We start from the raw sequence: 22,559 nt of genomic DNA on the forward strand, positions 1-22,559 counted from the left end.
CAAATCCATCACGCCCTATTGACTTAGAAACTTGAAGGCATAGTCTCGGCAACGTTGTTTTTACCTTCAAGTGGTGGGTGTCCCCAACGTATGCGCCACTGGGAGGGCCAGCCCCCTACGCCCGGCAGCGCAGCCGGGCCACTGGAGTACACGTTGACCAGCACCGCGCAGCCGGCGGTCCCGGAAGGCCGCAAGGCCCAGCCGGAACACCTCGGCCATGTCATCTTCATCACCGCGGCTGCCGCGATGGGCGGCTTCCTCTTCGGCTATGACAGCTCCGTGATCAACGGTGCCGTCGAGGCGATCCGCGGGCGCTACGACGTCGGGTCGGCCATCCTGGCCCAGGTGATCGCCATCGCGCTGATCGGCTGCGCCATCGGCGCTGCCACGGCCGGCCGGATCGCGGACCGCATCGGCCGCATCCGCGTGATGCAGATCGCCGCGGTGCTGTTCATCATCAGCGCGATCGGCTCGGCCCTGCCGTTCGCCCTCTGGGACCTGGCCATGTGGCGGGTGTTCGGCGGGATCGCGATCGGCATGGCCTCGGTCATCGGCCCCGCCTACATCGCCGAGGTGTCGCCGCCCGCCTACCGCGGCCGGCTCGGCTCCTTCCAGCAGGCCGCGATCGTCATCGGCATCGCCGTCTCCCAGCTCGTCAACTGGGGCATCCTCAACCTCGCCGACGGCAACCAGCGCGGCAAGCTCGCCGGCTTCGAGGCGTGGCAGTGGATGCTCGGCGTGATGGTCGTCCCGGCGCTCGTCTACGGCCTGCTCTCCTTCGTCATTCCCGAGTCGCCGCGCTTCCTGATCTCCGTCGGCAAGGTCGACAAGGCCAAGAAGGTGCTGGCCGACGTCGAGGGCACGACGGTCGATCTCGACGCGCGGGTGGTCGAGATCGAGGAGGCGATGCACCGCGAGCACAAGTCGAAGTTCACCGACCTGCTCGGCGGCAAGAAGGGCTTCCTGCCGATCGTCTGGGTCGGCATCGGCCTGTCGGTGTTCCAGCAACTGGTCGGCATCAACGTCGCGTTCTACTACTCGTCGACGCTGTGGCAGTCCGTCGGCATCAACCCGAGCAGCTCGTTCTTCTACAGCTTCACGACGTCGATCATCAACATCATCGGCACCGTGATCGCGATGATCTTCGTCGACCGGATCGGCCGCCGCCCGCTGGCGCTCATCGGCTCGGCCGGTATGGCCGTCGCGCTCGCCCTGGAAGCCTGGGCCTTCTCGGCCAAGACCGCGGCCGGCACGCTGCCCGGCACCGAGGGCGCCGTCGCCCTGATCGCCGCCCACGGGTTCGTGCTCTTCTTCGCCCTCTCCTGGGGCGTCGTGGTCTGGGTCTTCCTCGGCGAGATGTTCCCCAACCGCATCCGCGCCGCCGCGCTGGGCGTCGCCGCATCCGCGCAGTGGATCGCCAACTGGGCCATCACGGCGAGCTTCCCGAGCCTGTCGGACTGGAACCTCTCCGGCACCTACGTGATCTACATGTTCTTCGCCCTGCTCTCGATCCCCTTCGTGCTGAAGTTCGTGAAGGAGACCAAGGGCAAGGCGTTGGAGGAGATGGGCTAACCACCCCGCCAGTCCTTCTCCTCGCACGTGGACGCTGCCCCGGCTCATTCGGAGAGCCGGGGCAGCGCCGCGTAATGGCGGCGTCAACTCCCGTACCGATCGCCACGCCCGGATGCCGGAGCCGTGGATATCCCCCGCGATACCCGACAGGATCAGCGCTACGGGGGCGGATATCGAGAAGACGATGGGTATGAACAGGGATATGGACAGGGACATGGATACGGATACGCGTGGGGCCGCGGAGACCGGCACGACGGCAACGGTCGTGGACGGCGGCGTGCCGCTGCCGGCGCAGGGCGGTGCGGTCGGCGGCACGGCCGGATACCTGCACCGTACGGTGGCCGACGCCCCCGTGCAGGAGGTGTTCCCCGGGATCCGCTGCCGGCCGCTGTGGACCGGCGAGAACGGTGCCAGCGCCATGGTCGTGGAGCTGGATCCGGGGAGCTGCTGGGAAGGCGTCGATCTGCACGAGCCGGGACCTGAGGAAGTCTTCGTGGTCGACGGGGTGTTCCACGACGGGGACTGCGCGCACCCCGCGGGCACGTTCATCCACGCGCCGGCCGGATCCTGGCACATTCCGCAGTCCGCCAAGGGCTGCACCCTGTTCGTTTTCTACCCGGAGGGCTGAACTCCGGGCGGCGGCCGGTCCCCGGGCCGGCCGCCGCCTCAGCCCCCGCCGCCGGCCCCCGCCCCGATCCGCGGCAGCACCTGCTCGGCGAACAGGTGCAACGACCGCCAGCCCTCGTCCACCGGCATCCCGCCGCACAGCGGGTGCAGGACCAACGAGCCCTGCGGGCCCGCCTCTTCGGCCATCCGCACACACGCGTCGGGGGTGACCACGCGGTAGATGCCTTCCGCGCGCAGCTCCGCCACATCCCGCGCGCCGGAGCGTACGGCCGAGCGGATGTCGTCGGACTGCCAGGACGCGTAGGTGCGGGCCTCGTGCAGCAGGTGGGCCCCGTACGTCGCCCAGGTGCGGTCCGGGTCGTCCGACACGTGCAACAGGCAGGTGCGGGCGGCCGGTTGGAGCACCCAGCCCTCGGTGCCGTACGCGGCGCACCGCTCGTGGTAGTACGCCTCCAGCTCGGGCAGGTGCGCGCTGGGGAAGAGGGGGAGGCCAAGACGGGCGGCGCGGCGGGCCGCGGCCCGGGAACTGCCGCCGATCAGCAGCAGCGGATGCGGCCGGGTGTACGGGCGCGGGGTGACCTGCACGGTGCGGTCCCGGTAGCGGAACGGCTCGCCGGTCCAGGCGGCGAGCAGCGTCGCGAGCACCTCGTCCTGGAGCGCGCCGCGGCCCTTCCAGTCCTTGCCGTGCGCCGCGTACTCCTGCGGCCGGTAGCCGATTCCGGCGACGGTGACCAGCCGGCCGCCGCTGAGCAGGTCGAGCACGGCGATGTCCTCGGCCAGCCGCAGCGGGTCGTGCAGCGGCGTGATCAGCGCGGAGACGGTGACGTTGATCCGGCGGGTGGCGCCGAAGACCGCGCCGGCGAAGGCGAGCGGTGCGGGCATCCAGCCGTTGGTGGTGGCGTGGTGTTCCTCGGTCTGCACGGTGGTCAGGCCGCGGTCGTCGGCGAACGCGGCCATCTCCAGCGCGGCGCGGTAGCGGGCGCCGAGGGTGTCGGCGGTGGGGGAGGGGTCGACGAGATTGAAGCGCAGGACCGTGACGGGCATGGCAGCGTCCCCTTCGCCGGGTGGGTGGCGCAGGGGACGCTAACTGACGCGACGTCAGATTTCTAGGGGGTGGGAGTGGGAGTCAACCACGGCCGCCGGGGCGTGGGTTGGCCGCAGCCCCGGGGAACGGTGCGGTTCCCCGGGGCTGCGGCTGCCGTGCGGTCGTGGTCAGCCGACCTCGGCCGGGTGCTGCTCCTCGGGGGCGCCGGAGGTGCGCGGGCCGTCGGCCCGGACGGTCTCCTTCGGCCGGGGCAGCAGGGCGAAGAGCGCCGCCGCGATCAGGATCGTGGCCGCCCAGCCCAGGCCGTTCGCGCCGATCCAGGTGGTGGCCAGCGGGCCGGTGAACCACTGGACCTTGGTGAAGCAGATGCCCGCGGCGAGCGCCACCGCCCAGGCCGTCATGGCCTGCCAGCAGAAGCCGCCTGCGTACCAGTAGCGGCTGCCGCGGCCGGTGTTCATCAGGCTCTCCGCGTCGTAGCGGACCGCCAGGGCGCGGCGGCGGGCCATGTCCACGCCGTAGACGCCGATCCAGGCCGAGAAGGAGACCGCGAGGAGCGTCAGGAAGGTGATGAACTGCCCGATGAAGTCCTTGGCCACCAGCATCATGAACAGGCCGCCGACGAGGCTGATGACGGCGTTGATGCTCACCGCCAGGGCCCGCGGCAGCTTGACGCCCATGGTCTGCGCCGTGAAGCCGGCGGAGTACATCGACAGGCTGTTGATCAGCACCATCCCGACCAGCGCGGTGACCAGGTAGGGGACCGCGAGCCAGGTCGGCAGGATCGTGCCGAGGAACGACATCGGGTCGGTGTTCTGACCGGCCAGCTTCGGGTTGGACACCGCCATCACACCGCCCATCAGCACCATCGGGAGCAGCACCAGGGCCGCGCCGGAGACGGTGGTGCCGACGATCTTGCGGCCGGACGCGGAGTGCGGCAGGTAGCGCGCGAAGTCGGGGCCGGTGGGCACCCAGCTGATGCCGCCCGCCGCGATGGTGCCGATGCCGGCGATCACCATCGCGGTGGTGCCCGCCTTCTTCGTGAAGATCGCGTGCCAGTCCATCGTGGCGATCAGGTAGACCAGCACCATCACCGTGAACAGGCCGAACAGATACGTCGAGTACCGGTTGCAGATGTTCAGCGCCTTGCGGCCCATCCCGCTGACCAGGAACGTGCAGGCCACGAAGGCGAGCAGGGTGATGACGATCAGGGCGTTGTTGCTCCGGACGCCGAACAGCAGGTTCAGCACCGTCAGCACCGCGTACGCGCCGGTGACCGCGTTGATGGTCTCCCAGCCGAAGCGGGCCACCCACAGGATCGCCCCGGGGAAGTAGTTGCCGCGGACGCCGAAGGTGGCCCGGGAGAGCATCGCGCCGGGCGCACCGCCCCACTTCCCGGACACCGAGAGCACGCCGACCATGCCGAACGCGATCGACACGGCGATGGCGGCCACCAGGACGACCTGCCAGAAGTTCAGCCCGTTGGTGACCACCAGGGAGGCCCCCATGGTGAGCAGCAGCACGCTGATGTTGGCCGCGACCCACGTGGGGAAGAGCTCGCGGACGCGGCCGTGGCGTTCGCTGTCGGGTACGGGCTCGATGCCTCGTGTCTCGACGGCGCCGTCGGTTTCGGGAGTGGACGTGGTGCCCATGGTGCAGGTGTCTCCGTGCGCGGGATCTGGGAGGCACCCCCGGAAGAGAGGCGCCAAGGCAGCGGCTGTGGTGCCCGGCCAGCTTCGGTTGGCAGGACTCTACGCGCGTTGCGCAGCCGTCCACCATCGTACTTTGGTCCAACTTCGCGCCGTACGTCCACTTGGATCCACCGACGAGCAGGCGCCCCGACCACTTCCGACGAAAGCCCGAACCGGACCGCCCGTACCGCTCTGACCAGCACTTTTCGGACAGTGTCCGGGGTCTCGTCGGCCCCGTGCGCACCCCTGACCCGGCCGCAGGACCGGATCGGGACGCGGCGCCCACGGGATCGGCGCGTGCGGCCACGGGCGGCGGTGCGTGGCTGATACTGGGGGGGTTATGGAAATCGTCATCCTTGCTGTAGTCATCGCCGTGGTCGCGCTCGGCGCGATCAGCGGGCTCGTCGTCAGCAGCCGCAAGAAGAAGCAGCTGCCGCCGTCCCCGCCGGCCGCCTCCCCTACGCCATCCGTCACCGCGCCGCCTGCAGAGCCGCAGGTCGGTGAGGAAGCCGAGACCCCACGCGACGAACCCCGTCGCACCATCGAAGAAGTCGGCCTGCCGACCGCCGAGGCCCCCGTGGCCGAGGCGCCGGTCGCCGAGCCCGAGGCGCCCGCCGCCCCGGAGATCGAGATCCCCGAGCCGACCGCGGGCCGCCTGGTGCGGCTGCGCGCCCGGCTCTCGCGTTCGCAGAACACCCTGGGCAAGGGCCTGCTGACGCTGCTCTCCCGGGAACACCTCGACGAGGACACCTGGGAGGAGATCGAGGACACCCTCCTCACCGCGGACGTCGGCGTCGCCCCCACCCAGGAACTGGTCGACCGGCTGCGCGAGCGGGTCAAGGTCCTCGGCACCCGCACCCCCGAGGGGCTGCGCGAGCTGCTGCGCGAGGAGCTGCTCACCCTCATCGGCACCGAGGCCGACCGCTCCGTGCACACCGGCAACGGCATCGGCAACGGCGGCGGCGAGATCCCCGGTGTCGTCATGGTCGTCGGCGTCAACGGCACCGGCAAGACCACCACCACGGGCAAGCTCGCCCGGGTCCTGGTCGCCGACGGCAAGTCCGTCGTCCTGGGCGCGGCCGACACCTTCCGTGCCGCCGCCGCCGACCAGCTCCAGACCTGGGGCGAGCGGGTCGGCGCCCGTACGGTCCGCGGCCCCGAGGGCGGCGACCCGGCGTCCATCGCCTTCGACGCGGTGAAGGAGGGCATCGCGGAGAGCGCCGACGTCGTCCTCATCGACACCGCAGGCCGGCTGCACACCAAGACCGGTCTGATGGACGAGCTGGGCAAGGTCAAGCGGGTCGTGGAGAAGCACGGCCCGGTCGGCGAGGTGCTGCTCGTCCTGGACGCCACCACCGGGCAGAACGGCCTGGTGCAGGCGCGGGTCTTCGCCGAGGTCGTGGACATCACCGGTGTGGTGCTGACCAAGCTCGACGGCACCGCCAAGGGCGGCATCATCGTCGCGGTCCAGCGGGAGCTGGGGGTGCCGGTCAAGCTCATCGGTCTCGGCGAGGGCGCCGACGACCTGGCGCCGTTCGAGCCCGAGGCGTTCGTCGACGCGCTGATCGGCGACTGAATCCCCGGACCAGGAGCGCACGACCGCTCCCCGGAGCCCGGAACGCACCGGCCTCCGTCACCCGCCAGGAGCGGGCGGCGGAGGCCGGTGCCGTTGTGCGGGCGGGCGGCGGTCCGGCGGGGCCGGGCGGGCGGCGAACGCAGTGGCGCGGAACACGGTTTCGGTCATATGTGAGGGGAAATCCGGGGTCGCCGGCCACCGCGGACGCGGCGGTACGGCCGCCGCGCCCGGCGCGCGATCACCCTGTCCGGCGCAGTGCTCCACGCCCGGCGTGCGCCCCCGCCACCGGCGTGCGCTCCGGCTCCCGGTTCCCGGCCCGCGGTGTCCGTCGTCCCGCCCGGCTGCCGGACGGCCCGTCGTACCCGGTGTCTCAGCGCACCGGACGGCGCACCGACCGCTGGCAGGCATACGCGAGCGTGCCCAGCAGCAACCGGGCCTGCGGCGGGCGGCCCGCGGTGTCCAGGGTGGGCGGGCGCAGCCAGCGCACCGGGCCGAGCGCGCCGAGGTCGGACGGGGGAGCGGTGAGGTGGTCGCCGTCCCCCAGCGGGCGCAGGTCGAGCGCCGCGTCGTCCCAGCCCGTCCGGTAGAGCAGATCGGGTAGTCCGGCGGCGGCACCGGGGGCGACGAAGAACCACGCGCGCCCCGTGGGGGCCAGCGCCACCGGGCCGCGCGGCAGCCCCATCCGTTCCAGGCGCGCCAGGGCGCACCGGCCCGCGTCCGCGGGGACGTCGAGCACGTCGAACGACCGCCCCACCGGGAGGAGCACCGCCGCCCCCGGGGTCCGCGACCAGGCGTCGACCGCGCTCTCCAGGGTGGCCCCGGCGGGGACCTCACGGCCGAAGGACAGCGGATGCGCGCCGGGGGCCGGGCAGTCGGCGTCGCCGCACGAGCAGTCCGTACGGCCGCTGCCGGTGCGTGCCGCGCGGGCGCCGGGGACGACGTCCCAGCCCCACAGGCCGGTGTACTCCGCCACCGCCGTGCTCTCGGGTGAGCGGGCGCGGCGCCGTGAGCCGGACCGGATCTCCCGGATGCCGCCGATGGTGAAGTCCATGCCCTCTCCTACGGGTGGTGCGTGTGTGCCGGTGGTGGCGAGCCGACGGGCGGAGTCAAGTGCCGTGCAGTGACGTTCCGTTGGCGGGCCGCCGGGCCCGCGGGGCCCCCGAGAGGGGCGCCGCTCCAGGGGTGGTGCGCCGGGGCGCGGGCACCGCTGCGGACCCCGATCCGTCCGATCGTGCTCGACCGGTGTCAAGTCAATCGTGCGGAGCAGGCCGGGAGTTCATTCGAAGGGGTGGCGAATGGTGGCGTTTCTGCGATCGACCTCGCGAGGAGCGTGATCGTCGGATTACGTTCAGTACACGAACCCGGAAGTGGCATCGTTCGCACGGGTATGCCGGTGGCAAGGACCGCGCCGCATCCGGCCGGACGAGGTGGCCGGATTCAGTGGTCGGGTGGAGGTGCCCGGGGAAGATGCGGCAACAGGCGGCCTCCTGTGGAGAGTTCGCGGCGGGCGACAACGTTTGGGGGCGTTCCAGTGGGCGGCAACGGCAGCGGCACTGCCGAAAAGCGTCCCAACGCGCAGTTGGGATCATGGTTTGTGCGCAGCGGCTGGTCCAAGGGCGAACTGGCGCGGCAGGTCAACCGCAGAGCCCGGCAGATGGGCGCACACCACATCAGTACCGACACCTCACGCGTCCGCCGCTGGCTGGACGGTGAACAGCCGCGCGAGCCCATCCCACGGATCCTGTCCGAGCTGTTCTCCGAACGCTTCGGCTGCGTCGTCGGCATCGAGGAACTCGGCCTGCGCTCCGCACGCCAGTCCCCGTCCGTCTCCGGCGTCGACCTGCCCTGGGCCGGGCCGCAGACCGTCACCCTGATCAGCGAGTTCTCCCGCAGTGACCTGATGCTGGCGCGTCGCGGATTCCTCGGCACCTCCCTCGCGCTGGCCGCCGGGCCCACCCTCATCGAGCCGATGCAGCGCTGGCTGGTGCCGGTCCCCGCCACGCCGGGCGCGCACGGAGCCGACACGGGCCAGGAGCGCGGCAGGCGCCCGGCGCGGCTGTCGGAACCGGAACTCGACCTGCTGGAGCAGACCACCGCGATGTTCCGGCAGTGGGACGCGCAGTGCGGCGGCGGGCTGCGGCGCAAGGCCGTCGTCGGCCAGCTGCACGAGGTCACCGACCTCCTCCAGGAACCGCAGCCCGAGCACATCGCCAGGCGGCTGTTCAACGTCGCCGCCGAACTGGCCGAACTGGCCGGCTGGATGAGCTACGACATCGGGCTCCAGCCCACCGCCCAGAAGTACTTCGTGCTCGCCCTGCACGCCGCCAAGGAAGCCGGCGACCGGCCGCTCGGCTCGTACATCCTCTCCAGCATGAGCCGGCAGATGATCCACCTCGGCCGCCCTGACGACGCGCTGGAGCTGATCCACCTCGCCCAGTACGGCAGCCGCGAGACGGCCACCGCGCGCACCCAGGCCATGCTGTACGCGATGGAGGCGCGCGCGTACGCGGGGATGGGCCAGCCCAGCAAGGTCAAGCGGGCCGTGCGGATGGCCGAGGACACCTTCTCCGACACCGTGCCGGGCGAGCCCGAGCCGGACTGGATCCGCTTCTTCTCCGAGGCCGAACTGAACGCCGAGAACGCCCACTCCTACCGCGACCTCGCCTACGTGGCGGGCCGCAGCCCCACCTACGCCTCGCTCGCCGAGCCGATCATGGAGCGCGCGGTCGAACTCTTCGGCAAGGACCCCGAGCACCAGCGGTCGTATGCACTCAACCTCATCGGGATGGCCTCCGTGCACCTGCTCCAGCGGGAGCCCGAGCGGTGCGCCGAGCTCGCGCAGCAGGCGATCCCGTTCGCCCAGCAGGTCCGCTCGGAACGGGTCAACACCCGGCTGCGGAAGACCGTGGACAGCGCCGTACGGGACTACGACGGCGTCGCCGAGGTGATCCGGCTCAGCGACGAACTGGCCAGGCAGCTCCCCGAATCGGAGGCCGTCTGACGGCACCCGCCCCCCAGCCCCCGGCCGCGGCCACCACCCCGTACAGCCCGACTCGGCTTCCCCACGCCAGGTCACACGGGTGGCGACCGCGGCCGGGCCACGTCCAGCGGCACGAGCGGCAGTGTCCGCGCGGGCGCCGCCCGGTGCCACGGCGGGGGCGGCGAGCCGTACGGGCAGCCGCCCGGCGGGACCGGGAATTCACCCGCGCGTAACACCGGCGCGGCCTTCGTCACGGTGGCGAAACACCGGCGGGTGGTGGCCGAAACCGCGCTGCGACAGCCTCGTGACGAACGACGGCCCGCCCTGGCACGGCACCCCGCACGGGCCGCATCGACGACGAGGAGACGCCGATGCCCCCAGGCATCCTGACGCTCGCAGACGGCCTCGCGGCCGACAAGGTCACACTGAGCCCGGCCAACACCGGGTTCCTGCTGATCTGTTCCGCACTCGTGATGGTCATGACGCCCGGCCTCGCCTTCTTCTACGGCGGCATGGTCCGGGTCAAGAGCGTGCTCAACATGCTGATGATGAGCTTCATCAGCCTGGGCATCGTCACGGTCCTCTGGGTCCTGTACGGATTCGGCCTCGCCTTCGGCTCCGACCGCGGCGGCGTCATCGGCTGGGACGGCGACTTCGCCGGGCTCAGCGGCATCGGCCTGACCGAACTGTGGGGCTCCACCACCGTCCCCGTCTACGTCTTCGCCGTCTTCCAGCTGATGTTCGCGGTGATCACCCCCGCGCTGATCAGCGGGGCGCTCGCCGACCGCGTCAAGTTCACCGCCTGGACGCTGTTCACCGCCCTGTGGGTCACCGTCGTCTACTTCCCCGTCGCCCACTGGGTGTGGGGCGAGGGCGGCTGGCTCTTCAAGCTGGGTGTCATCGACTTCGCCGGCGGCACCGCCGTGCACATCAACGCGGGCGCCGCGGCGCTCGGCGTCCTCCTGGTCGTCGGCAAGCGCATCGGCTTCAAGAAGGACCCGATGCGACCGCACAGCCTGCCCCTGGTGATGCTCGGCGCCGGCCTGCTCTGGTTCGGCTGGTTCGGCTTCAACGCCGGTTCCTGGCTCGGCAACGACGACGGCGTCGGCGCCGTCGCCTTCGTCAACACCCAGGTCGCCACCGCCGCCGCGATGCTCGGCTGGCTCGCCTACGAAAAGCTGCGGCACGGCGCCTTCACCACCCTGGGCGCCGCATCCGGCGCGGTCGCCGGACTCGTCGCGATCACCCCGGCCTGCGGCGCGGTCAGCCCGCTCGGTGCCCTCGCCGTCGGCGCCATCGCCGGCGTGCTGTGCGCGATGGCGGTCGGCCTGAAGTACCGGTTCGGCTACGACGACTCCCTCGACGTCATCGGCGTCCACCTCGTCGGCGGCATCGCGGGATCGCTGCTGGTGGGCCTGTTCGCGACCGGCGGCGTACAGAGCAAGGCCAAGGGCCTCTTCTACGGCGGCGGCCTCGAACAGCTCGGCAAGCAGGCCGTCGGCGTGTTCGGCGTCCTGCTCTACTCCCTGGTCGTCAGCTACCTCCTTGCCAAGGCCGTCGACCGGGTGATGGGCTTCCGGATCGCCGAGGACGAGGAGATCACCGGCGTCGACCAGGCCGCGCACGCCGAGACGGCGTACGACTTCACCGGCGCGGGCGGCGGCGTGCTGGCCCGCAAGGCCGTCCCGGCCCCGGCACACACGCAGAGCACGGACCGGGGCACGGGCCCGGACACGGCGAAGAAGGTGGACGCATGAAGCTCATCACGGCAGTCATCAAGCCGCACCGCCTCGACGAGGTGAAGGAGGCACTCCAGTCGTTCGGCGTGCACGGCCTGACCGTCACCGAGGCCAGCGGCTACGGCAGGCAGCACGGCCACACCGAGGTCTACCGCGGCGCCGAGTACACCGTCGACCTGGTGCCGAAGATCCGCATCGAGGTCCTCGTGACGGACGCCGACGCCGAACAGCTGGTGGACGTCGTCGTCGAGGCCGCCCGCACCGGCAAGATCGGCGACGGGAAGGTGTGGAGCGTCCCCGTCGACGACGCGGTCCGGGTACGCACCGGCGAGCGCGGCCCCGACGCCCTGTGACGACGGCGGACAAGGACACACCGGGGGCCGGAAACACGCGGGGGACCACGACCGAGGAGCACCCGAGTTGACCGACAGCGCCGAGGACACCGCCGCACCCGCACCGCACCCTGCCTCCCAGGACGGCGGCTACCCGGGCGCCCGGCTGCGACTCCTCCAGGACCCCGCATCGCGCGGCCCCGACCGCCGCGCCGCACTGGCCCGGCTCACCGACGACTGGCTGGCCGCCCTGCTGACCGCGGCGTCGGCGGCATCCGGCGTGCCGGGCGCCGCCCTCGTCGCGGTCGGCGGCTACGGCCGCGGCGAACTCTCCCCGCGCAGCGACCTCGACCTCCTCCTGCTCCACGACGGCCGGGCAGGACCCGCCGCCGTGGCCGCACTCGCCGACCACCTCTGGTACCCCGTCTGGGACCTCGGCATCGACCTCGACCACTCCGTCCGCACCCCCGCCCAGGCCCGCAAGGCGGCACGCGACGACCTGAAGGTGCAGCTCGGCCTGCTCGACGCCCGGCACATCGCAGGAGACCCCGCACTCACCGCCGCACTGCGCACCACCGCCTACGCCGACTGGCGCGAGAGCGCACCCAAGCGGCTGCCCGAACTCCACGACCTGTGGCGCGAACGCGCCGACCGGCAGGGCGAACTCCAATACCTCGTCGAACCCGACCTCAAGGACGCCCGCGGCGGACTGCGCGACGCCACCGCACTCCGCGCCGTCGCCGCCTCCTGGCTCGCCGACGCCCCCCGCGACGGCCTCGAAGCCGCCCGCACCCGCCTCCTCGACACCCGCGACGCGCTCCACCTGGTGACCGGCCGGGCCACCGACCGGCTCGCCCTCCAGGAACAGGACCAGGTCGCCGCCGCCCTCGGCGTGCTCGACGCCGACACCCTGCTGCGGCAGACCTACGAAGCCGCCCGCACGATCTCCTACGCCACCGACGTCACCTGGCGCGAGGCCGGCCGGGTACTGCGCGCCCGGTCCGTCCGTCCGCTGCTGCGCGGCCTGCTCAGCGGCAGCCGCACCGCGGGCAGGGGAGAGCGCTCCCCGCTCGCCGACGGCGTCGTCGAACTCGACGGCGAAGCCGTACTGGCCCGCACCGCACGGCCCGAACGCGACCCGGCCCTGATCCTGCGCGCCGCAGCCGCCGCGGCCCAGGCCGGGCTGCCGCTCTCGCTGCACGCCGTCCGCCGCTGCGCCGCCGCCGGGGCGGCCCTGCCCGTACCGTGGCCGGCCGAGGCACGCGAACAGCTGGTGACCCTGCTCGGCGCGGGCGCCCCCACCGTGCCCGTGTGGGAATCCCTGGAGGCCGAGGGCATCGTCACGCGGCTGCTGCCCGACTGGGAACGGGTCCGCTGCCGCCCGCAGCGCAACGCCGTCCACACCTGGACCGTCGACCGCCATCTCGTCGAAACCGCCGTCCGGGCCGCCGCACTCACCCGCCGCGTGCACCGCCCCGACCTGCTGCTCGTCGCCGCCCTGCTGCACGACATCGGCAAGGGCTGGCCCGGCGACCACAGCGTCGCGGGCGAGACCATCGCCCGCGACACGGCCACCCGGCTCGGCTTCGACAGCCACGACACCGCCGTCATCGCCACCCTCGTACGCCACCACCTGCTGCTCATCGAGACCGCCACCCGGCGCGACCTCGACGACCCCGACACCCTCACCGCCGTCGCCACCGCCGTCGGCAGCACCGGCACCCTGGAACTGCTGCACGCCCTCACCGAGGCCGACGCGCTCGCCACCGGGCCCGCCGCCTGGAGCGCCTGGCGCGGCGGCCTCGTCGCCGACCTCGTCCGCCGCGTCGCGGCACAGCTCGCGGGCGAACCCGCGGCGGAGAGCGGCACGGACGCGCCGACGGCCGAACAGGAACGGCTGGCCGTCGAAGCCGCCCGCACCGGCGAACCCGTCCTCGCCCTGCACCCCCGCGCCGACCCGCCCGCCGCGACACCGCAGGACGCGACCGCCGCACCCGAGCCCGTCGGCGTCGAACTGCTCATCGCCGTCCCCGACAGGCCCGGTGTGCTCGCCGCCGCCACCGGCGTCCTGGCCCTGCACCGCCTCACCGTCCGCGCCGCCGACCTGCGCGCCATCGACCCCGTCGGCGAAGGCCACGTCCTCCTCCTCAGCTGGCGGGTGGCCGCCGCATACGGCTCACTTCCCCAGGCCGCCCGGCTCCGCGCCGACCTCGTACGGGCCCTCGACGGCTCCCTCGACATCCCCGCCCGCCTCGCCGAACGCGAACGCGCCTACGCACGCCGCTCCCGCGCACTCCTCGCCCCGCCGCCCCGGGTCACCGCCGTCCCCGGCAGCTCCCGCACCGCCACCGTCATCGAGGTCCGCGCGCACGACACCCACGGCCTGCTGCACCGCATCGGATGCGCCCTGGACGCGGCCGGGGTACGGGTGCGCAGCGCGCACGTGAGCACCCTGGGCGCGGACGCGGTCGACACCGTCTACGTCACACACGAGGACGGCTCGCCGCTGACGGAGACGGAAGCGGCGGCGCTGGCCGATTCGGTGGAGAGGGCCCTGCGCTGACGGGGCCGTCCGGGCGAATCCGACCGGCCAGGGTGGCACGCTTGCCGGGCCGGATACCCTAGGAGGCGATTGTCTCCGCCCCCGACCCCGAGGATCGACGACCGCCGTGTTCGATACGCTTTCCGACCGCTTGGCGAGTACCTTCAAAAACCTTCGGGGCAAGGGCCGCCTCTCCGAGGCGGACATCGACGCCACGGCGCGCGAGATCCGTATCGCCCTCCTTGAGGCCGACGTCGCGCTGCCCGTCGTCCGCGCCTTCATCAAGCAGGTCAAGGAGCGCGCCAGCGGCTCCGAGGTCTCACGGGCCCTCAACCCGGCCCAGCAGATCGTCAAGATCGTCAACGAGGAGCTCGTCGGCATCCTCGGTGGCGAGACCCGCCGGCTGCGCTTCGCCAAGACCGCGCCGACCGTCATCATGCTGGCCGGCCTCCAGGGCGCGGGTAAGACCACCCTCGCCGGCAAGCTCGGCCACTGGCTCAAGGGCCAGGGCCACAGCCCGCTGCTGGTCGCCTGCGACCTTCAGCGCCCCAACGCCGTCAACCAGCTCTCCGTCGTCGCCGAGCGCGCCGGCATCGCGATCTACGCGCCCGAGCCGGGCAACGGCGTCGGCGACCCGGTCCAGGTCGCCAAGGACTCGATCGAGTTCGCCAAGACCAAGGTCCACGACATCGTCATCGTCGACACCGCGGGCCGCCTCGGTATCGACCAGGAACTGATGCAGCAGGCCGCGGACATCCGCGACGCGGTCAGCCCGGACGAGATCCTCTTCGTCGTCGACGCGATGATCGGCCAGGACGCGGTCAACACCGCCGAGGCGTTCCGCGACGGCGTCGGCTTCGACGGCGTCGTCCTCTCCAAGCTCGACGGCGACGCCCGCGGTGGTGCCGCGCTCTCGATCGCGCACGTCACCGGCAAGCAGATCATGTTCGCCTCCAACGGCGAGAAGCTGGACGACTTCGACGCGTTCCACCCGGACCGCATGGCGTCCCGCATCCTCGGCATGGGCGACATGCTCTCGCTCATCGAGAAGGCCGAGCAGACCTTCAGCCAGGCCGAGGCCGAGAAGATGGCGGCCAAGCTCCAGAAGGGGCCGAAGGAGTTCACGCTCGACGACTTCCTGGCCCAGATGGAACAGGTCCGCAAGATGGGCTCCATCTCGAAGCTGCTCGGCATGCTGCCCGGCATGGGCCAGATGAAGGACCAGATCAACAACCTCGACGAGCGCGAGGTCGACCGCACGGCCGCCATCATCAAGTCGATGACCCCGGCCGAGCGCCAGGAACCGACGATCATCAACGGCTCCCGCCGCGCCCGCATCGCCAAGGGATCAGGCGTCGACGTCAGCGCCGTCAAGAACCTCGTCGAGCGGTTCTTCGACGCCCGCAAGATGATGTCGAAGATGGCCCAGGGCGGCGGCATGCCGGGCATGCCGGGGATGCCGGGCATGGGTGGCGGCGGCGCCAAGAAGAAGAAGCAGGTCAAGCAGGCCAAGGGCAAGCGCAAGAGCGGTAACCCGATGAAGCGCAAGGCCGACGAGGCGGCGGCTGCGGCCCGCCGCGAGGCCGCCCAGGCCGGCAACCCGCTGGGCCTGCCGCAGGACGGCCAGGACCCGCAGAACTTCGAACTCCCGGAGGAGTTCAAGAAGTTCATGGGCTGAGCCGCACCCCGGCCCCTGCCGTCACACCGCCACCACCGGCCGACGGCAGGAACGCAGCCGCACGGAACGCCCCACGCGAGCCCCCTGCCGGACCCCCGGCCGGGGGCTCGCCCGTTGACGGCACCCGCCCGCTGCCGGCCTCGCCGCCCGCCCGTCACCACCCGGTCCCACCCGCCGTTCACGCGGGCCCTACGGTGTGTACGGGACGGTGGCGACCACGCCGCGCGACCGGCGTGTGCCCCGGATGCGGCGCGTGGTGTACGCGGGGTTACGTACCGGCTTGATGCGCCGTGCACGTCTTGCGTACAGATCGCGGCACCCGCCCCCGGCGCGCCCCTTCACCAGAAACTGACTGGTACGTGCAAATTATTTGGGATGGCCCGGAATCGGAACACTGGGCGACCCCGGCTCGTTGTCACGACGTGAGCACGACACCGCCTGTTCTCGCCGCCGAGCTGGCACTCGCCTGGGCCGATATTCAACGGCACCACCCCGAGCTGCCGGACCTGGCCGCGCCCGAGTCCCTGATCGGAGAGTCCTCGTCCGCCTGTGGCGCCGAACTCTCCTTCGAACGGCTGCTCCACGAGGCAGTCCACGGCATCGCCGCAGCCCGCGGCATCCGCGACACCTCCCGTGCAGGCCGCTACCACAACCGCCGGTTCCTGACGATCGCCGAGGAGCTGGGTCTGGACCACGTCGACGAACCGCATCCCAGCAGCGGTTTCTCCCTGGTCACGCTCAACCCCGAAGCCAGGCGCCGCTACCGGCCCACCATCGAGCGGCTCGGCAGAGCCCTCAAGGCGCACACCATGGCGACCGCCACGGACAGCGCCCGCAGTTTCCGCGGCCCGGCCGCGCGCCACGGTTCCTCCGGAGGCGGCGTACGCGTCAAGGCCGTCTGCGACTGCGGACGCAACGTCCGGGTCGTGCCGTCCGTGCTGGCCCAGGCGCCCATCGTCTGCGGTGGCTGCGGCAAGCCCTTCCGGATCCCCGAGGTGGCCGCGGTCGGCTGACCCGACGGCGTGTGGCACAATGGACAGCTGTACTCGACAGTCGCACAGGACCCCTCTCTCCTCCGGCTGACGCGTCCATCGGGCATACCGAGTACCGCAACCCCACGTGGCATCCCGTTGTGCCCCACCACGTCAAGACCAGGAGACACCACTCCCGTGGCAGTCAAGATCAAGCTGAAGCGTCTGGGCAAGATCCGCGCGCCTCACTACCGCATCATCATCGCCGACTCCCGCACCCGCCGTGACGGCCGGGCCATCGAGGAGATCGGCCTGTACCACCCGGTGCAGAACCCCTCGCGCATCGAGGTCGACTCCGAGCGTGTCCAGTACTGGCTGGGTGTCGGCGCGCAGCCGACCGAGCCCGTCATGGCCATCCTCAAGGTCACCGGCGACTGGCAGAAGTTCAAGGGCCTGCCGGCCCCGGCGCCGATGAAGGTCGCCGAGCCGAAGGCCGACAAGCGCGCCCTCTTCGAGGCCGCTGCCAAGGACTCCGGCAACGAGCCCAAGGGTGAGGCCATCACCCCGAAGGCGAAGAAGGCTGACAAGAAGGCGGACGAGGCTGCGGCCGAGTCCACCTCCGAGTCGACCGAGGCCTGAGCATGCTCGAGGAGGCCCTCGAGCACCTCGTCAAGGGCATCGTCGACAACCCCGATGACGTGCAGGTAGCCTCGCGCACCCTGCGCCGCGGGCGCGTGCTGGAGGTCCGGGTCCACCCCGACGACCTCGGCAAGGTGATCGGCCGCAACGGCCGTACCGCCCGCGCGCTGCGGACCGTCGTGGGCGCCATCGGCGGAAAGGGCATCCGCGTCGACCTCGTCGACGTGGACCAGGTCCGCTGAAGAAGTTGAGCACCGGCTCGGGCCGGGGAAGGCTTTCGAGCCGTCCCCGGCCTTTGTCGTCCGCCGGGTGCCGCCCGCGCCCGCCGGGACGACGGGCGGCCCTGCCGTACGCGCGGTGCGCCCCGCCGGCCGCCGCCGTCCGACAACATCACCCCATCTCCGTCACCATTACATCGAGGAACCCACACGTTCCTCGGCCGCATCCGCGAGAGCGGCGGCGGCTCAGCCGCAAAGAGGGAGCAGCGTGCAGCTGGTAGTCGCGCGGATCGGCCGCGCCCACGGCATCAAGGGCGAGGTCACCGTCGAGGTACGCACCGACGAGCCGGAGCTGCGGCTCGGTCCTGGAGCCGTCCTGGCCACCGAACCGGCCTCCGCCGGGCCGCTGACCATCGAGACCGGCCGGGTGCACAGCGGCCGGCTGCTGCTGCGCTTCGAGGGCGTACGCGACCGCACGGCCGCCGAGGCGCTGCGCAACATCCTGCTCATCGCGGAGGTCGACCCCGACGAGGTCCCGGACGACCCGGAGGAGTTCTACGACCACCAGCTGATGGACCTCGACGTCGTCACCCGCGACGGCACCGCCGTCGGCCGGATCACCGAGGTCTCCCACCTGCCCTACCAGGACCTGCTGATCGTCAAGCGGCCCGACGGCAGCGAGGTCATGGTGCCCTTCGTCGCCGAGATCGTGCCGGAGATCGACTTGGAGGAGCAGCGCGCGGTCATCGACCCGCCGCCCGGCCTCCTGGACGACAGCCAGGCCGAGATCGCGTCGACCCGCGAGGACAGCTGATGCGGCTCGACGTCGTCACGATCTTCCCCGAGTACCTCGAACCGCTGAACGTCTCACTCGTCGGCAAGGCCCGCGCCCGCGGGCAGCTCGACGTCCGCATCCACGACCTGCGGGACTGGGCGCACGACAAGCACAACACCGTCGACGACACCCCCTACGGCGGCGGGCCCGGCATGGTCATGAAGCCGGAGCCCTGGGGTGAGGCGCTGGACGAGGTCCTCGCGTCCGGCGACGGCGAGCCGGTGATCGTCGTCCCCACCCCGAGCGGCGAACCCTTCACCCAGCAGCTCGCCGTCGAACTCTCCGCCAAGCCCTGGCTGGTGTTCACCCCGGCCCGCTACGAAGGCATCGACCGCCGCGTCATCGAGGAGTACGGCGACCGCGTCGACGTCCGCGAGGTGTCCATCGGCGACTACGTCCTGGCCGGCGGTGAGGCCCCCGTCCTCGTCATGGTCGAGGCCGTGGCCCGGCTGCTCCCCGGAGTGCTCGGGAACGCCGCGTCCCACCAGGACGACTCGTTCGCCCCCGGTGCGATGGCCGACCTCCTGGAGGGGCCCGTCTACACCAAGCCCCCGGAGTGGCGCGGGCGCGGCATCCCCGAGGTGCTGATCAGCGGTCACCACGGCAAGATCGCGCGCTGGCGCCGCGACGAGGCGTTCCGCCGCACCGACCGCAACCGTCCCGACCTGATCGAGCGCGCCGATCCCGCCGCCTTCGACAAGAAGGACCGCGCCATCCTCGCCGCACTGGGCTGGGCGCCGGGCGAGGACGGCCGATTTGGGCGGACGGACGGGGCCGTGGAAGAATAGGCCGCTGCTGTGTGCGTCCGGCGCGCGCCCCTGCCACAGGGGGAACGACGTCCGCCCGACGGAACGGCATCCGAACATCATCTTCGATATCCCGTTGATGACCTGTGGCATCAACGAAGAAAGCAGTAGGTCATGCACCTTCTCGACTCCGTCGACTCCGCGTCGCTGCGCAGCGACATCCCGGCCTTCCGCCCGGGTGACACCGTCAACGTCCACGTCCGCGTCATCGAGGGCAACCGCTCCCGTGTGCAGCAGTTCAAGGGCGTTGTCATCCGCCGTCAGGGCGCCGGCGTGCGCGAGACCTTCACGGTCCGCAAGGTCAGCTTCTCCGTCGGCGTCGAGCGCACCTTCCCCGTGCACACCCCGATCGTCGAGAAGATCGAGCTCGTGACCCGCGGTGACGTCCGTCGCGCCAAGCTGTACTACCTCCGTGAGCTGCGCGGCAAGGCCGCGAAGATCAAGGAGAAGCGCGACAACTGAGTCGTGCCGCCGGGGCCGCGTCCTTCCGCGCCCCGGCAACGCCTCACCAGGCTCACGTACGGCGCCCGGACCCGGCCGGATAGGCTCAGGGCCCGATGGACACCGACGCACAGCTCTCGGAGCGCGACCGCTCTCCCGCCCCCGACCAGGGGCCGGAGCACCGGTCGCGCTCCGCGCGTTTTCTCGCCGCCCTGGCCGGGCTCCGCTTCCGGCCCGTCACCCTTTTCGCGATCTGTCTGGCGTTCCTGCTCCTGCTGAGCGCCTTCGTCGTCCAGCCTTTTTTGATCCCCAGCTCCTCCATGGAGAACACCCTGAAGATCGGGGACAGGGTGCTGGTCAACAAGCTGGCGTACCGCTTCGGCGGTGAGCCGCGCCGGGGCGATGTGATCGTTTTCGACGGCACGGGGTCTTTCGTTCACAGGGAGTCGGAGGAGAATCCCGTCGCGGGGCTGCTGCGCGGAGCCGGCGCGGCGCTGGGACTGGCCCGGCCTGCCGATACCGACTACGTCAAGCGCGTGATCGGCATCGGAGGGGACCGGGTGACCTGCTGCGACAAACGGGGGCGGATCGAAGTGAACGGCAAGCCCGTCATGGAGGGCTATGTGTATCCGGGGAACGCGCCGTCCTCGGTGCCCTTCGACATCGTGGTGCCACAGGGAAAGCTGTGGGTCATGGGGGACCACCGGGCACGGTCCCGGGACTCCCGCGATCACCTGGGCGAAGCGGGCGGCGGCACCGTACCCGTCGACAAGGTGATCGGCAGGGCGGACTGGATCAGCTGGCCGTTCAGCCGCTGGACCGGCATCGACCGTCCGCCCGCCTTCGACGCCGTACCGGCTCCGGCAGGCCCGCATGGGTAGCCGCGGGCGTCCGCGGCACGGGCTCCAGGAGGCCGCCGACGGCGAGCCGGACGTGGACGGCCGCGAGGGCGGGGGAGACGGGCACAGGGCGGGCGGACGGCCCACCGGCGGACGTGCCGAGCGGCGGCGGCAGGCGCGGCGCATCAAACGCCGCAGACGGCGCTCGTACCTCAAGGAAATCCCCATCCTCATCGGGGTGGCCCTGGCCATCGCCCTGGTTCTGAAGACCTTCCTCGTCCAGGCGTTCGTGATCCCGTCGGGCTCCATGGAGCAGACGATCCGCATCGGCGACCGGGTGCTGGTCGACAAGCTCACCCCGTGGTTCGGGTCCAAGCCGGAGCGCGGCGACGTCGTCGTCTTCAAGGATCCCGGTGGCTGGCTCAAGAAGGACGGGCTGAAGAAGGCCGCCCCGGACCCGGCGGGGGTCAAGCAGCTCAAGGAATTCATGACCTTCATCGGCCTGTTGCCGTCGGCCGATGAACAAGATCTGATCAAGCGTGTGGTCGGTGTGGGTGGCGATACCGTCAAGTGCTGTGACAAACAAGGCAAACTTACGGTCAACGGAACTCCGCTCACCGAGCCGTACGTGAACCCCGGAAACCCGCCCTCCCAGCTGAAATTCACGGTGAACGTCCCCACCGGGCGGGTCTTCGTCATGGGCGACCACCGCTCCAACTCGGCGGATTCCCGCTACCACCTGGACGAGCCCGACCACGGAACGGTCTCCGAGGACAACGTCGTCGGACGAGCCGTGGTGATCGCCTGGCCGTTCAAGCACTGGCGTGAACTCGAAGAGCCCGACACCTTCGCGAACGTGCACGACGCGCCGGGTGCGGGGGCATCGGCCGCGGCGGACCCGCATAGGGTGTTGCCCGAGTCTTTGACCGAACTCCCGACCCCTGCGGAACTCCCGCTCGTTATGGGAGTGGTGGGCCTGCACCGGTTGACGGGTGGGCGAGAGCGTGGAGTGAGGAGTGGATGTGGGGGACTTGGCGGTCGGCGCGCGGTCCGGAACCGAAGGGCCCGAAGAGCCGGCGGGAAGCGGTGAGTCCGCGCAGACGGCAGCGAGTTCCGTGCATCCGTCGCATCCCGAGGGACAGTCACAGCAGGCAGCGCAAGGACCGGCAGCGGACCGCCGCCCGGTGGATGAGGAGAGCAACGGCGTGAGTGGCGGGAAGGGTACGAAGAGCGCCAAGAAGCCGCGTGCCTTCTGGAAAGAGCTGCCGATCCTGGTCGGCATCGCGCTGATCCTCGCCCTGTTGATCAAAACGTTCCTGGTGCAGGCGTTCTCCATCCCGTCCGACTCCATGCAGGACACCCTCCAGCGGGGCGACCGGGTGCTGGTCGACAAGCTCACCCCGTGGTTCGGGTCCAAGCCGGAGCGCGGCGAGGTCGTCGTCTTCCACGACCCGGGCGGCTGGCTCAACGAAACGCCCACCCCCGAGCCCAACCCCGTCCAAAAGGTCCTCAGCTTCATCGGCCTGATGCCGTCGGCCGAGGAGAAGGACCTCATCAAGCGGGTCATCGCGGTCGGCGGTGACACCGTCGAATGCCAGGGCACGGGGCCGGTCAAGGTCAACGGCAAGGCGCTCAAGGAGGATTCGTTCATCTTCCCGGGCAACACCCCTTGCGGCGACCGGGCGTTCGGCCCGATCCACGTCCCCAAGGACCGGATCTGGGTCATGGGCGACCACCGTGACGACTCCCTCGACTCGCGCTACCACCAGAACCTCAAGGGCAACGGCACGGTTTCGGTCGACGAGGTCGTCGGCCGCGCCTTCACCGTCGCCTGGCCGATCAACCGCTGGTCGACGCTGCCCGTGCCGGACACCTTCGACCAGGCAGGACTGAACAAGGCGATGGCCGCAACACCGGCCGCGCTGGGCCTCGTCGGCGCCGTCCCGCTCGTTCTGTGGCGTCGCAAGAGGCTGACCAAGGAACGTACCCCCAGGTAGGGTGCCGTCCCAGATCTTCGACGCGGGCCGCGCC

General features: G+C 71.3%; 20 protein-coding genes. 17 read left to right on the forward strand and 3 right to left on the reverse strand.

What is annotated here, in order from left to right:
- The first annotated feature begins 153 nt into the window (after positions 1–153).
- Both ACIBK8_RS02930 and ACIBK8_RS02935 read left to right on the forward strand, forming a co-directional pair.
- Positions 154–1,572, forward strand: a complete 1,419-nt coding sequence (locus tag ACIBK8_RS02930; protein ID WP_399039714.1) for a sugar porter family MFS transporter — start codon at positions 154–156, stop codon at positions 1,570–1,572.
- Positions 1,573–1,855: 283 nt separating this feature from the next.
- Complete coding sequence (locus ACIBK8_RS02935; RefSeq protein WP_399039794.1) at positions 1,856–2,200, forward strand: cupin domain-containing protein; 345 nt, start codon at positions 1,856–1,858, stop codon at positions 2,198–2,200.
- Positions 2,201–2,238: 38 nt separating this feature from the next.
- Here ACIBK8_RS02935 and ACIBK8_RS02940 read toward each other — a convergent pair whose 3' ends face one another.
- Both ACIBK8_RS02940 and ACIBK8_RS02945 read right to left on the reverse strand, forming a co-directional pair.
- Positions 2,239–3,243: an LLM class flavin-dependent oxidoreductase gene (locus ACIBK8_RS02940; protein ID WP_399039715.1), complete on the reverse strand. Its 1,005-nt coding sequence runs from the start codon at positions 3,241–3,243 to the stop codon at positions 2,239–2,241.
- 168 nt (positions 3,244–3,411) lie between these two features.
- A complete protein-coding gene (locus ACIBK8_RS02945; RefSeq protein ID WP_399039716.1) occupies positions 3,412–4,893 on the reverse strand; it encodes a purine-cytosine permease family protein in 1,482 nt (493 codons plus the stop codon).
- 379 nt (positions 4,894–5,272) lie between these two features.
- Here ACIBK8_RS02945 and ftsY point away from each other — a divergent pair, with 379 nt between their 5' ends.
- Entirely contained in the window at positions 5,273–6,508 is a 1,236-nt protein-coding gene (gene ftsY / locus ACIBK8_RS02950; RefSeq protein ID WP_393687617.1) for a signal recognition particle-docking protein FtsY, read from the forward strand.
- 370 nt (positions 6,509–6,878) lie between these two features.
- Here ftsY and ACIBK8_RS02955 read toward each other — a convergent pair whose 3' ends face one another.
- Positions 6,879–7,559 carry a bifunctional DNA primase/polymerase gene (locus ACIBK8_RS02955; RefSeq protein ID WP_399039717.1) on the reverse strand — a complete coding sequence of 227 codons (681 nt, stop codon included), beginning with the start codon at positions 7,557–7,559 and terminating at the stop codon, positions 6,879–6,881.
- Between the two features lie 480 nt (positions 7,560–8,039).
- Between ACIBK8_RS02955 and ACIBK8_RS02960 the strand changes: the two genes are divergently transcribed.
- From ACIBK8_RS02960 to lepB (ACIBK8_RS03025), 14 genes are all read left to right on the forward strand, one after another.
- Positions 8,040–9,509 carry a hypothetical protein gene (locus tag ACIBK8_RS02960; protein ID WP_399039718.1) on the forward strand — a complete coding sequence of 490 codons (1,470 nt, stop codon included), beginning with the start codon at positions 8,040–8,042 and terminating at the stop codon, positions 9,507–9,509.
- Positions 9,510–9,859: 350 nt separating this feature from the next.
- Positions 9,860–11,245 carry an ammonium transporter gene (locus ACIBK8_RS02965; RefSeq protein WP_399039720.1) on the forward strand — a complete coding sequence of 462 codons (1,386 nt, stop codon included), beginning with the start codon at positions 9,860–9,862 and terminating at the stop codon, positions 11,243–11,245.
- The gene (locus tag ACIBK8_RS02970) at positions 11,242–11,580 is read left to right on the forward strand and encodes a P-II family nitrogen regulator (protein ID WP_393687621.1); all 339 of its coding nucleotides are present in this window, start codon (positions 11,242–11,244) and stop codon (positions 11,578–11,580) included. Before ACIBK8_RS02965 ends, ACIBK8_RS02970 begins: the two co-directional genes overlap by 4 nt.
- Positions 11,581–11,647: 67 nt before the next feature.
- Positions 11,648–14,122: a [protein-PII] uridylyltransferase gene (locus tag ACIBK8_RS02975; RefSeq protein WP_399039721.1), complete on the forward strand. Its 2,475-nt coding sequence runs from the start codon at positions 11,648–11,650 to the stop codon at positions 14,120–14,122.
- Between the two features lie 106 nt (positions 14,123–14,228).
- The gene (ffh, locus tag ACIBK8_RS02980; RefSeq protein ID WP_399039722.1) at positions 14,229–15,779 is read left to right on the forward strand and encodes a signal recognition particle protein; all 1,551 of its coding nucleotides are present in this window, start codon (positions 14,229–14,231) and stop codon (positions 15,777–15,779) included.
- Positions 15,780–16,201: 422 nt separating this feature from the next.
- A complete protein-coding gene (locus ACIBK8_RS02985; RefSeq protein WP_393687624.1) occupies positions 16,202–16,792 on the forward strand; it encodes a hypothetical protein in 591 nt (196 codons plus the stop codon).
- 156 nt (positions 16,793–16,948) lie between these two features.
- Complete coding sequence (rpsP, locus tag ACIBK8_RS02990; RefSeq protein ID WP_392373123.1) at positions 16,949–17,389, forward strand: 30S ribosomal protein S16; 441 nt, start codon at positions 16,949–16,951, stop codon at positions 17,387–17,389.
- Positions 17,390–17,391: 2 nt separating this feature from the next.
- Complete coding sequence (locus ACIBK8_RS02995; protein ID WP_393687625.1) at positions 17,392–17,631, forward strand: RNA-binding protein; 240 nt, start codon at positions 17,392–17,394, stop codon at positions 17,629–17,631.
- Positions 17,632–17,875: 244 nt separating this feature from the next.
- Complete coding sequence (rimM, locus tag ACIBK8_RS03000; RefSeq protein WP_399039723.1) at positions 17,876–18,421, forward strand: ribosome maturation factor RimM; 546 nt, start codon at positions 17,876–17,878, stop codon at positions 18,419–18,421.
- Positions 18,421–19,230, forward strand: a complete 810-nt coding sequence (trmD, locus tag ACIBK8_RS03005) for a tRNA (guanosine(37)-N1)-methyltransferase TrmD (protein ID WP_399039724.1) — start codon at positions 18,421–18,423, stop codon at positions 19,228–19,230. Before rimM ends, trmD begins: the two co-directional genes overlap by 1 nt.
- Positions 19,231–19,362: 132 nt before the next feature.
- A complete protein-coding gene (gene rplS / locus ACIBK8_RS03010) occupies positions 19,363–19,710 on the forward strand; it encodes a 50S ribosomal protein L19 (RefSeq protein ID WP_227049335.1) in 348 nt (115 codons plus the stop codon).
- Positions 19,711–19,805: 95 nt separating this feature from the next.
- Positions 19,806–20,570, forward strand: coding sequence for a signal peptidase I (gene lepB, locus ACIBK8_RS03015; protein WP_399039725.1), 765 nt, complete (start codon positions 19,806–19,808; stop codon positions 20,568–20,570).
- Complete coding sequence (gene lepB / locus ACIBK8_RS03020; protein ID WP_399039726.1) at positions 20,563–21,618, forward strand: signal peptidase I; 1,056 nt, start codon at positions 20,563–20,565, stop codon at positions 21,616–21,618. The genes lepB (ACIBK8_RS03015) and lepB (ACIBK8_RS03020) overlap by 8 nt, the downstream gene beginning before the upstream one ends.
- Positions 21,560–22,525 carry a signal peptidase I gene (gene lepB, locus ACIBK8_RS03025; RefSeq protein WP_399039795.1) on the forward strand — a complete coding sequence of 322 codons (966 nt, stop codon included), beginning with the start codon at positions 21,560–21,562 and terminating at the stop codon, positions 22,523–22,525. Before lepB (ACIBK8_RS03020) ends, lepB (ACIBK8_RS03025) begins: the two co-directional genes overlap by 59 nt.
- The last annotated feature ends 34 nt before the right edge of the window (positions 22,526–22,559 follow it).

The organism is Streptomyces sp. NPDC050161, from assembly GCF_044460025.1.
GTDB lineage: Bacteria > Actinomycetota > Actinomycetes > Streptomycetales > Streptomycetaceae > Streptomyces.

What these genes read in the sequence shown, in the direction of transcription:
- ACIBK8_RS02970 (WP_393687621.1), top strand. Translation starts at nt 11,242, where the DNA reads ATGAAGCTCATCACGGCAGTCATCAAGCCGCACCGCCTCGACGAGGTG.
- ACIBK8_RS02940 (WP_399039715.1), bottom strand. Translation starts at nt 3,243, where the DNA reads ATGCCCGTCACGGTCCTGCGCTTCAATCTCGTCGACCCCTCCCCCACC.
- ACIBK8_RS02965 (WP_399039720.1), top strand. Translation starts at nt 9,860, where the DNA reads ATGCCCCCAGGCATCCTGACGCTCGCAGACGGCCTCGCGGCCGACAAG.
- ACIBK8_RS02955 (WP_399039717.1), bottom strand. Translation starts at nt 7,559, where the DNA reads ATGGACTTCACCATCGGCGGCATCCGGGAGATCCGGTCCGGCTCACGG.
- ACIBK8_RS02945 (WP_399039716.1), bottom strand. Translation starts at nt 4,893, where the DNA reads ATGGGCACCACGTCCACTCCCGAAACCGACGGCGCCGTCGAGACACGA.
- ftsY (WP_393687617.1), top strand. Translation starts at nt 5,273, where the DNA reads ATGGAAATCGTCATCCTTGCTGTAGTCATCGCCGTGGTCGCGCTCGGC.
- lepB (WP_399039726.1), top strand. Translation starts at nt 20,563, where the DNA reads ATGGGTAGCCGCGGGCGTCCGCGGCACGGGCTCCAGGAGGCCGCCGAC.
- lepB (WP_399039725.1), top strand. Translation starts at nt 19,806, where the DNA reads ATGGACACCGACGCACAGCTCTCGGAGCGCGACCGCTCTCCCGCCCCC.
- rplS (WP_227049335.1), top strand. Translation starts at nt 19,363, where the DNA reads ATGCACCTTCTCGACTCCGTCGACTCCGCGTCGCTGCGCAGCGACATC.
- ACIBK8_RS02995 (WP_393687625.1), top strand. Translation starts at nt 17,392, where the DNA reads ATGCTCGAGGAGGCCCTCGAGCACCTCGTCAAGGGCATCGTCGACAAC.
- trmD (WP_399039724.1), top strand. Translation starts at nt 18,421, where the DNA reads ATGCGGCTCGACGTCGTCACGATCTTCCCCGAGTACCTCGAACCGCTG.